Raw genomic sequence first — 13,214 nt, 5'->3', positions numbered from 1 at the left:
CTACACGTCCCGACCGGCGGCGGCCCCGGAAGCCCAGGCCCATTGAAAATTGTAGCCGCCGAGCCAGCCGGTCACGTCCATGGCTTCGCCGATGAAGTACAGCCCCGGCACCTCGCGCACTTCCATGGACTTGGGCGAGAGGGCGCGCGTGTCCACGCCGCCCCGGGTCACTTCGGCCTTGGCGTAGCCTTCGGTGCCGCTGGGAATGATGCGCCATTGCTGCAGGGTGGCTGCCATGGCGCGAAGGCCCTTGTCCGGCATTTCGCCCAGGGGCCGATTCCAGCCGTGGCGCTCGCAGAGCAGCTTTGCAAAACGGGCGGTCAACCTTTCGCGCAGGAACGCGCCGGGCTGAGTGGCCGGCGCGCGCCGCTTGGTCTCCAGCAACAGCTCCTCCAACCGTACGCCGGGAAAGAGATCCAACTGGATGGCGGCGCCCGCCTCCCAGAAGGACGATATCTGCAGTATAGCCGGACCGCTGAGTCCGCGATGGGTAATGAGGACCGCTTCGTCGAAGCCCGTCTTGCCGCAGGTCACCCGCGCATCGAAGGACACGCCCGAGAGCGGCGCGAGCGCACCCAGATCGGACTCCGCCAGCGTCAAGGGCACGAGACCCGGCGCACAAGGCACCAGGGGCACGTCAAACTGTCGCGCGATGCGGTAGGCCAGATCGGTCGCGCCGAGCTTCGCGATGGAAAGGCCACCCGTGGCCACCACCAGGGCCGGCGCGCTGCACTCGCCCTGATCCGTTTCCGCCACATAGTCTTCGCCCTTTCGCACCGCGTTCACCGTGCAACCGAGACGTATTTCCACACCCGCCGCCGCGCAGTCGGTCACCAGGGCGTCGATGATTTGCTGGGCGGAGCCGTCGCAGAACAATTGACCGAGCTTCTTCTCATGCCAGGCGATACCATGGCGCTCCACAAAGGCGATGAAATCCTTCGGGGTATAACGCGAGAGCGCCGAATGGCAGAAGCGCGGATTGGCCGAAACGTAGCGCGCCGGTTCCGCATTGACGTTGGTGAAATTACAGCGGCCGCCGCCGGAAATGCGGATCTTCTTCCCTACCGCGTCGTTGTGCTCGATGAGCAACACGCGACGGCCCCGCATCCCCGCCTCGATGGCGCACATAAGTCCGGCCGCGCCCGCGCCAAGGATAATGGCGTCGTAGTGCATCGCTGGCTCGCTCACGGCCACACTGGCACCGTGATCGCCACCAACGCCGCGTCGTCCAGTGTGGCCGGAGCCCGAAGGGGCCAGTTCGTCTCGAAAACCAGGCGCACTCCTGCGGCCCCCTCGCCCGCTGTCACGAAGTCTGCCCGCGGAGACCAGCCGTCCGCCTGCGCGGCGCCGTGTGGTGCCGACATGTCGATCACATCGTTCTCTCCATTAACCACCTGCCAGCCGAAGTTCGCGTTGCCACCGGGATCGCGGAGGCGGCCCAGCACGAGCCAGGCGCTCCCCGGTTGCACGGGCTGCGCCGCGCTGAAGATCCATGAGAGCGCGGGAAGGGTCAACAGGCCATCCCCATCTTCCGCGCGCTCCACGACGAAGCCCGGCGTGTTGCGGAGGTGGAACCACTCCCGCCCCGCGTCGATCCAGCCGGGCAGCACGGTATCGCCCGGATAGGCGCGTTCCACACTCTCCCAGTTGACCTGATTCTCTACCCACTGCAATTGCAGGAGCTGCTTCCCGCCCGCGAGTCGCACGGTGGCCTCGCCGCCCGCACCGGGGGCCACGCTGATCCCGGAACCGTCGGCGGTGGTCGAAGCGTCTTCCCAGAGTAGCAGCAGGGGAAAGCGCCCGCCCTGAATCGTGGTATCGCCACCTCGGCCGATGGCGCGCAGTTGAAGGGCGCCCGCTTCCGACCCTTTGGCCGAGTTCACCGGCAGGAGCTGGTTAATTTCGAGGGCAAGGTCCGCAAGCGCGGCCTGCCGCGTTGCAGGTTCACTGAGCAGGGCCGCGGCCCGCGCGAGGGCCATGCCCCGGAGGGCTTTGTCCTGCGCCACGGCGCGATAGGCCCCCACCGCCTCGACAGCCTGCCCCGCCGCTTCCAGCGCCACGCCGCGCAAGTACGCGGCATCTTCCCGTCCCGTTGCCTGTGCAAAGGTTACGGCGGCCCCGGCAGAATCGCCAGCCGCCAGTTGTCCTCGGCCACGAAGGGTGGCCAACTCGTTTGCGAACTCGCCACGGGCGGCGAGGGCATCGGTGACCCGTTCTAAGTCGTCCCAGCGCGCGCGGTCGGCAAGGGCCTGACCGATTTGCACGAGGCTCCAGGCCGGCATGGTGGCCTGGGCGGCCTCATCGGGCAGTCCAAAATCCACGGCGCGATCCCAGCGGCCCCGGCGCGACCACGCCTCATAGAGAATGTCGTGAAACTCGCTAAAGGATTCCGCCCGTAGATCGGCGTCTGCCCCCGCCAATTCAAATTGAGCCAGGGCGCCCGCGAGGTCACCCTGCGCAAGCGCCTGGCGCCCCAGGGCGAGTCGCGCCGGCGCAAAGTAACAGGCCGGTCCCGTTTGCTGGCTGGGTGGCGTGCCCTTTTTGTGAACTTCGCCCGCGGCCTGACGCAATTGGGAAAGCCCCTCCTCCACCTGGCCTGCCTGGAGCAGCACGCGCCCGTAGATGGCTTTGGGCAGGGGCTTGTCAATCTCCACATCCACCGCCCGACTGGCAATGCCCAGGGCCTTCTCCATGTCGCCATCGGCCAGCGCCCGGGCCACGTTCTGCTCGAAGTTGTCGGTGTGCAGGCGCTCCAGTCGAATGCAGACAAACATGAACAGGGCGAACACGACGAAGCCGAGGACCAGGGCGAAAGCCGGAACACGATAGCGCGCGGCCCGGCCTTCCACCGGCGCCAGCACAAAGGACAAGCCCATAAGCAGCCAGAAGGACTGGGCCATCACCGGCCACTGGAAGAAATTCTCGAAGGTGCTGTGAAAGAGGTAGCCCGCCAGGCCCGCCGTCACGCCGGCATAGAGCGCCCAGCCGGGATCCTCGTCCCGCCGCGCGTGGCGCGAACGCCAGGCCCGCTCCAGCCAGGCCAGCACCACCCCGAAAAAGCCCAGCACGCCGAGCAGCCCCGTCTTCACAAACAACTGGAGGTAGGCGCTGTGGACCGTCACTTCCACCGGCCCCTCTTCTTCCGCCAGTGCGGCCAGGGCGTCCGCATCGGGCCGGGGCACGCGAATATAGCCCTCGTTTTTGAGGATTTCCGAAATATCGTAGTAGCAGCCCCAGCCGAGGCCCAGCACCGGGTGCGCACGGCCGATGTGCCAGGCCGCAGTGTAGTACTGGGCCCGGTCCATCAGCGACTGATCATGGGCCGGATCCGCGAGCGTGGCGATGCGACTGGCGATCATGGGGCCCAGGAGCACTGCGAAAATCAGCCCTACAATCCCCGCGCCGAGGACCACCCGCCGGGGTGGACGAACCGACACGGCCAGATAACCGATGGCCACGGCCAGCCCGAGCCAGGAGCCCCGCGTCTTCGTGAACACTACGGCGAAGAGGCAAAGTAGGATGCACGCCGTGATCAGTGCCTGAACCGCGCGCCTGCGCGAAGAAAGGAGCACACCGAGGGCCGGGCCGCAGGCCAGCACCATCATGCCGCCCAGGGCCGTGGCGCCGTAGAAGGATCCGCTGCGCACTCCGTTGTGCAGTATTGTGTCGCTGGCGATTTGCTTCTCCGTGATACCGGCAAAGGTGAACTGCTGCAGGATCCCGTGGCACGCGATAAACGCGGCGCCCAGCACAAAGCAGAGCGCGATGGACCGGGCCTGATCGTGGGTTCGAACCGTCTGGAGCACCAGCCAGAACAACACGACGAACTCGCTGAACTGCCGAAAGTCCTGCAGCACCGCCACCAAACCGTTTTGCCGGAGCACGCCCGTGCCCACGGCGGCCACGAGGGAGAATGCGAAAAGCCCGAGCGGTACAAGGGGCACGCGCGGGCCGAAGCCGTCGCGACGCACCAGCATGAGCGCCGCCACTTTTGCCGCCAGCAGCAGGATGAGCACTTCAGGCAAGTTGAAGGTGATTCCAGCCACTTCCTGTTGCACGACGCCGAAGGGCATGATGGAAAAGGCAATGAAGCAGAGGGCGGCCTGGGTATTGCGCGCAATCAGGAGCAAGCCACAGACCAGGAGAATCGGCCCCACCATCCACGACGTCGCGCCCGCCAGCACGGCGAGGGTACATGCCGCGACGATAACTATGCAGGCGCGGAATGCGATTAGGCCGCTGCGGGCCTCAGGGGTCACCCCAAGCGTTTCGTTCGTATCCATCTGCGGCAGGCTTGCCCTTCAGGTCGCGGGGCGACAAGTTAGATCTGAGGCATGGGGGGCAGCCCCTTGAACCAGCGCTCGTGCAGGCGGTTGCCGGGTAAGAGAATGGCCAGTGCCGTAAGCAGAATAATCTTGAGATCGACCCACAGCGAGCGATTTTGCAGATACCATGCCTCGAGCGCGCCCTTGATCGGCATCACATCCTCGCGATAACTCTGCATCAGCGGCTTTCCGGAGCGCGCGGTGATGTCGTCTTCCTTGCGGAAGACCACCGAGCCGATCCCGGTAAGGCCCGGCTTGCTCTGATAGACCAGGCGCTTCACTTCGTCGGGGTAGCAGTCAAAGCACTCCAGCGTGAGGGGGCGCGGACCCACGAGAGACATGGACCCCGCGATAATGTTCAGGATCTGCGCCAGCTCGTTCAGCTTGCTCCAGCGAAGAAAGCGACCGAAAGGGAGCACCCGCGGATCGTGCGCGGCGGTCACCGTGCCCGAATTCGGGCTGCTTTTCAGCATCGTCGCGAACTTCCAGATCTTGAAGGGTCGCTCCTTGTAGCCGATGCGCTCCTGAAGAAAAAAAACTTCCCCTTCCCCCGTGAAACGAAGCACGAGGATAATGCCGAGCAATATGGGCGACAGGAGCAATAGAACCCCGATACCCACGGCCAGGTCTAAACATCGCTTTATAAAAAAGTACATGAGACTTCCTTCTTACATTCGCTGATCGAGGCTCTTCGCCTTTTCTTCGTGCTCCAGCTCGGGAACGGCCTCCAGAAAGGCCCGCACGTAGTCCGCCTTAAGGATGCCCGGTCGCTGGCTCGCACCGCGTGCAAAATCCATGAAGTTCTCCACCCGCACACGATCCGCCGGATCGTTTTCCAGCGTGATCGAGCCGATATTGGCGAAGCGATCAAAGCGCACTTCATCCTGCTCGGTGTAGAATTCTTCATAGGCCTTCTCACCCGTCGTCTCGCTTTGGAAGTAGTAACACGGCCACTTTCCCTGCGGGATGAGCTCCGACGCCCGACTGCGCGCCTCGTCCTCGCTGTCACAGTGCACGGGCTCAAGACCACTCCGTTCCAGGAAGGCCTCCGCGATTTCGGAGAAGGTCTTCTCGTCCAGTCCCTCCTCCATCCGCGGAAACAGGATCTCGCGGTTATGTCCGAGTACACACGAAAGCAGGCAGATCTGACCCGCCTCTTCGTGGGAGATGAAGTAGCGCTTCACGTCGTTGGGCGCGGAGAGCGGCTGGCGCTTTTCGAGGCGACGCAGAAAGCCGTGGGGCAAACTGCCGTCGGAGAAGGCGACGTTCGCAAAGCGCGCCGACGAAAAGGGCTGCCGGTCCGAATGGTACAGGAGCACCTTCTCCATCACCCGCTTGCTGGCACCCATCAAGTTCGCCGGGTTCGTCGCCTTATCGGAAGAAACCGAGAAGAACTTCGTAAACGAATAAGGCAGGGCCTCCAGAAACTGCGACGGGAAGGTCACGTTGGTGTCGATCATCCGCATGAGGCAATAGATGTCTTTTTCCGAGCGGACATGCTTGATGGCCGAAAGGTTAAGGATGTAATCGAAGGGCTTCATCTCCGCGAAGTAGCGGATACATTCGGCGCTGCCCAACCCGATCGGTAACGCGGCGAAATCCTCGGGGATCGCAAGGTTCGCGGACGACCGAAGCTCCCGCACCACCTCCACCAGATTGTTCTCGCTAAGATCAATGAGAGAGAGTGCGCCCGGCTGAAATTCCAGAAAGCACTTCACGACGGAAAAACCGATGGAACCCGCGGCGCCGATGATCGCCACGCGCTTGCCGGCTATCGCCTCGCGAAGGGCGTCGCGGTGTGCGTCAACCGCTTCACTGAAGCACGACGCCGCGCGGCCCGTCGCCAGTTGTTCGTATTCTTGCAGGGTTGCCAGTGCGGGCATGACTCAGACTCCCGCCGTCGCTTCGGCGAATACCGCCGACATGCGATCCGCCATATCGTGCATGTGTGCTTCAGAGAGGGTGGGGTGGACCATGAACATGAGCGAGGTCTCGCCCAGTTCCCGCGCCACCGGTAGGCGTTCCTTGGGGCGGAGACCGGCCTTCTCAAAAGCCTTTTCCATGTAAATCTCCCCACAAACGCCATTGCGGCAGGGTATGCCCCGCGCGTCGCACTCGGAGAGGATGCGGTCGCGGGTCCAGCCCGACTTGAGCTGCTCGGGCCGAATGAAGACGTGAAATTTGTAGTACGCGTGATCAAAATCCGCGCCTGGCAGCGGCACGCGAAGGAACGGGTTCGCACCGAATCGCTGCGCGAGGATCCCCGCATTGCGCGCGCGCAACGCCTTCCACTCGGGCATTCGCTTCAACTGGATCCGGCCCAGCACCGACTGCATTTCCGTGAGCCGCCAGTTCGTTCCAAAATCTTCGTGAAGCCAGCGGTAGCCCTCGGGCGCGGGCCGGCGATAGATCGCGTCGTAGCTCTTGCCGTGGTCCTTGTAGGTCCACGCCTCCTCCCACATCGCGTCGTCATTTAACGTGATCATGCCGCCTTCGCCGCCCGTCGTCATAATCTTGTCCTGGCAGAAGGACCACGCCGCGATATCCCCCAGCGACCCGCAGGGACGGCCCTTGTACATCGCGCCATGGCATTGCGCGCAATCTTCAATCACCTTGATACCGCGCTCGCACGCCAGCGCGAGGATCGGGTCCATGTCGCAGGGCCAGCCCGCAATATGCACCAGCACGATGGCCTTGGTGCGCGGCGTTAGCACCTGCGCGATAGACTCGGCGGTGATATTCCCGCTATCGCGATCCACATCCGCAAAGACGGGGATCATGCCCTGAATCACGGCGGCACTCGCCGAGGCAATGAACGTGCGGGGCGTCACGACAACCTCGTCGCCCGCTTTCACACCCAAAACCCGCAGCGCGAGCTCCAGCGCAAGCGTGCCGTTGGCCAGCGCCACCGCATGCTTACTGCCCGCAAACGCGGCGAACTCTTTCTCAAACTCGCGCGTCTCCGTGCCGGTCCAGTAGTTGACCTTGCCCGATCGAAGCACGCCGCCGACCGCCTCAATCTCCTCCTCGGAAAAACTCGGCCAATCGGTATACGTCAGACTCATAACTTCATTCTCCAGTCTACAGGCACCGCGATGTCTTACGACGCGGAAAGGGCTCGATGGCAACACGAAAAACCGCGCGCGGCCCCGTAGTATAGCGAAAAAGCGCCCGAACCCGTGAATCAGCGCGCCGGACACCCCACATAACGTAATTCAGGACAGGGTTTTCAGGTAAACCTTCGACGTCTCCCCCCGGTGAATAGTCACCGTGCCCGCCAACACGAAGCCATGCTTCCGATAGTAGGCGTTGGCCGCCGCCAGCGAGGCGCCCGCCACCACCTTGTACTGCGTGTGCCCCAAAGCGCGAAGGGTGGCCTCCAGCGCCGCCAGCAACTCCTGCGAGATTGGGCTTCCGCGGAACTCAGGCGCGATTACAATCGACAAGAGCTCCGGCACTCGACCAAGGCTGCTCACGCTGGCTTCGGTCTTGCCTGGCGAAAAGAGGGTCTCCAGCACCTTGGGGATGAGGTTAGGGGAAAAGAGCAACTTGGCCAGCGTCGGCGTCACGCGCAGGAACTTCTTGATCACAAATCGCTTCATCATAGAGGAAGTGCCGGTACTTGCCGATATGAAGCCCTTTACTTCGCCCTGTTCCCGCGCGACAAACAGCAATTCGTGTTCCGAGATGTACTCGTACAGAACAATCAGGAAATCAACACCCAGGCTTCGCAGAAAGCCTTGGTCAATATGCGCAAAATGCAGACGGGCCACCGCCCCGGCGTCTGCTCGTTCCCCTGGTTCGATCATCGCTCCGAGCCTTCGGGCCCATCGCCATCAACCGCAATCCGAAGCACCCGCTCCAGAGCCTCGGCCAGCCGGTCACGGGAGAACTTTTCCTCCGCCAGCTTTCCCGCCGCGAGGCTCGCTTTCTCAAGCCACTTCTGGTCACTCACCGCCGTCACAATACCCTGCGCCGCAGACGCCGGGTCGTCCTCGTCCACAACCAGACCCACACCATGTTCACGGATCAAATCAGCCAGCCAGCCGGAATGATTAATGCTGATCGGCGTACCCGACGCCAACGCATCGAAATATTTGTTTGCGGAATTCCAACGCATCTCCGGCAGGGGCACCACGAGGGAGGTCGCCAGATTTGCAGCGGAGAGGACGGCGGGAATCTCACGTTTGTGGAGCGGCGGAACCATGTGAAAATTATCGCCGAGCACCCCGAGATCACGGGCAACCGACGCAACGCGCTCGCTCTCCGCGCCATCACCCACCACCAGAAATCGCACCTCCGGGTTCAATCCTTTCGCCGCCGCCGCTATCCTGGCCAGATAATCCACGCCGTTTACACGACCCATGGTGCCGACATAGACCACCAGCGGACGATCTCCCAGCCAATCATGCCGACTGCGAAAAGCCTCGCCTTCCGAGGGAGGCACGCGGAACAGTTCCAGATCCGCGCTATTGGGAATAACTTCCACCTTCTCAGCGGGGTATCCCGCGCGCACCACGCCCTCCTTCATGCCGGGAGAAAGGGCGACAATGGCGGCGGAGTTGCGGTAGGCAAAGCGTTCGAGGCATCGCGCCAGAAAGATGGCGGGCCTGCTCTTGATTGCACCGGCGGCAATGGGCAGTTCCGGCCATAGATCCCGCACTTCGAATACCATGGGAATCTTGCCGCGCCAGGCCGCGTAGGCTCCCGGCAACGCTATGGTGAGCGGCGTGCTGCTCGCAAAGATAACGTCGCCGCCCACCGAGGCGGCGCGCCGCGCGGAGGCCGCCGCGAATCGAAAAAAAGCCACGATTCTCTCGGCATAGGGCGTCGCATTGGAATAGGGCACGAATAGCCAATGCACCGTTATTCCTGATTCATCCGTCACCTCCCAGCCTCCGGCTGAAGTGGAGCCCTCTCGGCGCGATGTGATCAGATGAACCTCGTGGCCGCGGGCAACAAGCCGCCGGGCCATTTCGTAGGAACGCGTGCCGCCGCTCATTTCCGGCGTGTTGAAGTACTGATGCAAATATACGATCTTCATGGTATCCACTTTTCCATTTCCCGGGCCGCCTGCCGGACCGGTGGGCCTGTTGGAAACCGCCGTTAGCGCAGCCGACTTTCGCTGCCCACGGCAAGCGCCCGGCATCGATCAAGAAAATAGCCCGCCCAGCGATCCGCAGCAAAATACTCCGCCTGGGCCCGCGTGTTGGAGCGCAAACGGCGAAAATGCGCGGGGTCGTCGTGCAGGCGAATCATGGCGTCCGCCAGTCCTGCAGCGTCCTTCGGCTCCACAAACAGGCCCACGTTCTCATCAACAATTTCCGGAATCGCGCGCCAGCGCGTCACGATAACGGGCAGCCCCGCCAGAAATGATTCCAGGATGGCGCCGGGATAGCCTTCGCCCCGGTAGTGGGTCGGTAGCAAACTCGCGTCATACATGCGGAAAGTCGGGACGATCTCTTCCGGCTGCAACGCGCCATGGTATTTTATCTTCGGACATCCATCAAAAACATTCCGCGGAAAGTCGTCGGCCCAGGGCCCGTATACATCGATGCTGATGCCCTCGGGCAGGCGGGAAGACGCCTCCGCCAGCACCTGCATGCCTTTGCTCTCATTGACTCTGCCTATGTACACGTATCGGCTGCAACTACCCTCATCGGGATCGGGCTCCTCCGCCGCGGCGGGAATCGGGCGGCTGTTGGGATACCACTCCACCCGGGAAATTCCCCGCGCGCGCGCCGCATCCACCAGCAGCTTTGATTCCGCGAGGTACAAGTCCGTGTGCCGCAGTACGTACTCCGCAAGCCAGCGGCCTGCACCCCGCAAGGTCGTCTGAACATCATCCCCGGCAAACTTCCGGACAATAAGCGGCTTGCCTGTCATACGGGCGATCAGGTACATCGCTGGCCCCATCACATGCAGTCCCGTGGTACTGCAATGAAGCGTGACGATATCGCTTCGCCGTGCGAACCCGTGGATGCTTCGAATCATTCTCAAGAATCGCATGGCGCCGCGGAGTCCCTTGCCCCGAACACCAAGGGTGTTAACGACATGAAGCTCGACTGAAGGATCCGATTGGAGGATATCCACTAAATATTCCAGCAGCGTGGTGGTGCCCGACGGTGGTGGCGGCATAGGACCAACAATGAGTATGCGTGCCGGAGCCGTTTTCACTTCCATGTTTTATTCCTTGGTTCCGGCTGGCTTGCCGTCGGCATCGGCGGCGGACTCGAAGAGCAGCTTCAACGCTCGAAGTCGGTTGTGAAGCCGGAATCCCTCCGCCCGCTCGCGGCCCTTGGCGATGGCCCGTTGGGCCGCCTCGGGCGTCCGGGTGAGCGTAGCCAGCACCCCATCTCGAACAGCGGCCGCGTCGTCCGGAGGCACCAGGATGGAATCGGTTCCCTCCAGTACCTCGGGGATTCCCTCCACGTGGCTGGCCACCACCGGCAGGCCGGCGGCCATGGCTTCCGCCAGCACCAAACCAAATCCTTCTATGCGCGCCGGGTGGACCAGCACGTCGCTGGAAGCCATCAGGCGCGGCACATCTCCCCGGCGACCGAGAAAGTGAACCCGCGCTCCCCAGCCCCGCGCCTTAATTTCATCCAGCATTGATTGCTGAAGCATCGCTTCTCCACTAAAAAAATGCTCGGGCGCATATCCCCACTCGCCGACATAGGCCAAGTGCAAATTCTCCTCTTCAAGCAAGGGACCAACCCCTTCCAGTACGGTGTCAATTCCCTTGCGCTTCAGCATGCGCCCGACGAACAAGGCAATTCTCGCATTCGGCGGCATCCCCAATTCCCGCCGGACGCCCTCCCGATCAGGCAGGGCCTCAAAGCAGTCGTCCGGTATGGCGTTTGGCACCAAGGTCGTCTTTTCCGGGGGCGTATTCGAATAGGCGATCCAATGCCGGGCCACATAGCTTGAAATGGCGTAGAAACGCGCGCAACGTTTTCCGCGAATCGAAAAGCGCCAGAACTTGTGCTTCCGGGTATCATAGCGCTCGCGGCTGAATACGTCATGGATGCCCGCGACATGCGCGGTCTTGAGGCCCCAGGACGCCCAGCTCGCCAGGATTGTCGGCGTGATTTGAGACGTCTCCACGATATCAAATGCTCTGCGGCGCAAGTGAGACCGGAGCCGGATCACCGCCAGGATAAGCGCCCAGGGACCGGGACGAACATTGAGGCCCAGATAGTAAAAATCCTGAATGCCCCGGACGCTGAGCCCGGCTTCGGCCTCTGGCGCTCCCGGTTGGTCGTTGCGGTATAGGGTTCCCAGTTCCGCCTTCCATCCCGCTTCGGCGTTCAACGCCTCCGCGAGTTCTACGCCCAGCCGCTCCGCGCCGTTGAGCTGGTGGAACTGCGTCGTCAATACAAGCACCTTCATCCAATGAGGACTCCCAATATAGTTAACGGCCAAAAACCGCGATTGCCCAGGCCAGGTGGATCACCACCAGAAGTACGTACCACCCAAAGGCTATTCCGCACACTCTGTTCCACTCCGCGCGTATCCGGGTGTCCGGAACGGCCGCCAGAATCATAAATGCAGGCATGAACTGCGCAACATGGCGCTGCTCCAACGATGTGGCCACCACGGCCAGCACGTTGACAGCCAGATACAGCGTCAGAAAAACCATCGCCATGGAATGTGCCCCGCCCCGGGCCCACTTTCTATAGACCGCGATAAAGCCCGCCAGGACCAGCGGGAGCGTAAAAAGTTGGTAGAAGGCGTGGTAGGCCTTGATCAGGTGGTACTCGCCGCTCCCGCTCTTGATGCCCGCCCATAGCGGAACCGGAAAAATCATGAGATAGCCCGTGCCCGCGATCAGCCGGACGGGAAGGGGCTGATTCACGACCAGGCGCATGCCCAGCGAATCCTCCTGAGCGTCTCTTTCCATGACGCCCACGTATTGATCCATATGCTTGCTCTGCAACTCGATAGACACCTGGAAATAGCTCAGGATATACGTGGACCCGTACAGCAACACAAGGACCGCGGACACCAGTGCCAGACCGCGCCTGAAATCGAAACGTTGCTTTAGAAACCAGCACGCGGCACCCAGCATCCAGAAAACCCCGAACATGACAACGGTCCGGGAGCGAAGATACATCATCGCCGCCGCAGACACCGCCGTAAGCAGGCCCGCCCGCATCGCACTGGAAGAGGTCGGATTCACCAGCCAGCGTACGATGCCCCACAGCACCAACGAATTGACGAACGTTGTGAAACAATCCCGAATAAGGATCGCGCCAAACAGTATAAACAAGCCGCAAAGGGCAAAAAGCGTCCCCACGCGCCGCAGCCGCCAGGCGTCGTCGCCGAAAAGCTCCCGAGCTGTCCGTACCGTGATGGCCGCCGCCCCCCCCATTACTACGGCATTCATCATGACGCCGAAATAGATGCCAAAATCCAGTCCCATAAGCAAGCGTATGTGGTAACCCCACTGCCATAGCAACACCGCCAGGGGTGCCCCTCCGCCCGCGGGTTTTCCGTCTAGCCAGAGATTCTCAAGATCGTCCCACGTGTAGTAGGGCGGTCTATCAAACAGGACGCTGAAGAACGTATTCGCGTCGACGAAGCTCTGGACCTCTCCAAATGCCGCCGTGGAATAGCATTGCGCCAGTCCCCCCACAAAGACGCCGATGCCGTAGGTCAGCAGATACGCCCGATGCTCGGCCTTTCCGTGGGGAAAGATCAGCCGGACGGCGAGGTAGCCCAGCACCAGGAAGATCATGGACGCGATAACCGCGTGGGTTGTTCCATTGGCGTAGCCCTGCAGGACGCCGCCAGTCAGCGCGAGCATGGCGGAAATCGGAATCACCGCCGAGCTGGACTGTCGCCGAATCGGCACGCCAGATCCCGGTTCCAAAGGTTCGGCAGAGC

The 13,214-nt window shown here is 62.3% G+C and carries 10 protein-coding genes; all 10 read right to left on the bottom strand.

The annotated features are described in order from the left end of the window. Entirely contained in the window at window positions 1–1,173 is a 1,173-nt protein-coding gene (locus JNK74_15390) for an NAD(P)/FAD-dependent oxidoreductase (protein ID MBL7647569.1), read from the bottom strand. A gap of 11 nt (window positions 1,174–1,184) precedes the next feature. After that, window positions 1,185–4,283 carry an O-antigen ligase family protein gene (locus tag JNK74_15385; protein MBL7647568.1) on the bottom strand — a complete coding sequence of 1,033 codons (3,099 nt, stop codon included), beginning with the start codon at window positions 4,281–4,283 and terminating at the stop codon, window positions 1,185–1,187. Window positions 4,284–4,321: 38 nt separating this feature from the next. Next, window positions 4,322–4,981, bottom strand: a complete 660-nt coding sequence (locus JNK74_15380; GenBank protein MBL7647567.1) for a sugar transferase — start codon at window positions 4,979–4,981, stop codon at window positions 4,322–4,324. 12 nt (window positions 4,982–4,993) lie between these two features. After that, the gene (locus JNK74_15375; protein MBL7647566.1) at window positions 4,994–6,208 is read right to left on the bottom strand and encodes a polysaccharide biosynthesis protein; all 1,215 of its coding nucleotides are present in this window, start codon (window positions 6,206–6,208) and stop codon (window positions 4,994–4,996) included. Between the two features lie 3 nt (window positions 6,209–6,211). After that, window positions 6,212–7,390 (bottom strand): DegT/DnrJ/EryC1/StrS family aminotransferase, encoded by a 1,179-nt coding sequence (locus JNK74_15370; protein ID MBL7647565.1) that lies wholly within the window; start codon window positions 7,388–7,390, stop codon window positions 6,212–6,214. A gap of 150 nt (window positions 7,391–7,540) precedes the next feature. Further along, the gene (locus tag JNK74_15365; GenBank protein ID MBL7647564.1) at window positions 7,541–8,134 is read right to left on the bottom strand and encodes a GNAT family N-acetyltransferase; all 594 of its coding nucleotides are present in this window, start codon (window positions 8,132–8,134) and stop codon (window positions 7,541–7,543) included. Then, window positions 8,131–9,369 (bottom strand): glycosyltransferase family 4 protein, encoded by a 1,239-nt coding sequence (locus tag JNK74_15360; protein ID MBL7647563.1) that lies wholly within the window; start codon window positions 9,367–9,369, stop codon window positions 8,131–8,133. The genes JNK74_15365 and JNK74_15360 overlap by 4 nt, the downstream gene beginning before the upstream one ends. A gap of 62 nt (window positions 9,370–9,431) precedes the next feature. Beyond that, entirely contained in the window at window positions 9,432–10,508 is a 1,077-nt protein-coding gene (locus JNK74_15355) for a glycosyltransferase family 4 protein (GenBank protein ID MBL7647562.1), read from the bottom strand. A gap of 3 nt (window positions 10,509–10,511) precedes the next feature. After that, window positions 10,512–11,717 (bottom strand): glycosyltransferase family 4 protein, encoded by a 1,206-nt coding sequence (locus tag JNK74_15350; GenBank protein MBL7647561.1) that lies wholly within the window; start codon window positions 11,715–11,717, stop codon window positions 10,512–10,514. A 22-nt stretch (window positions 11,718–11,739) separates the two neighbouring features. Then, the gene (locus tag JNK74_15345; GenBank protein MBL7647560.1) at window positions 11,740–13,182 is read right to left on the bottom strand and encodes a hypothetical protein; all 1,443 of its coding nucleotides are present in this window, start codon (window positions 13,180–13,182) and stop codon (window positions 11,740–11,742) included. Window positions 13,183–13,214 lie beyond the last annotated feature (32 nt).

The organism is Candidatus Hydrogenedentota bacterium, assembly GCA_016791475.1.
Lineage (GTDB): Bacteria > Hydrogenedentota > Hydrogenedentia > Hydrogenedentales > JAEUWI01 > JAEUWI01.
This window is presented reverse-complemented; position numbering and strand designations above follow the sequence as displayed.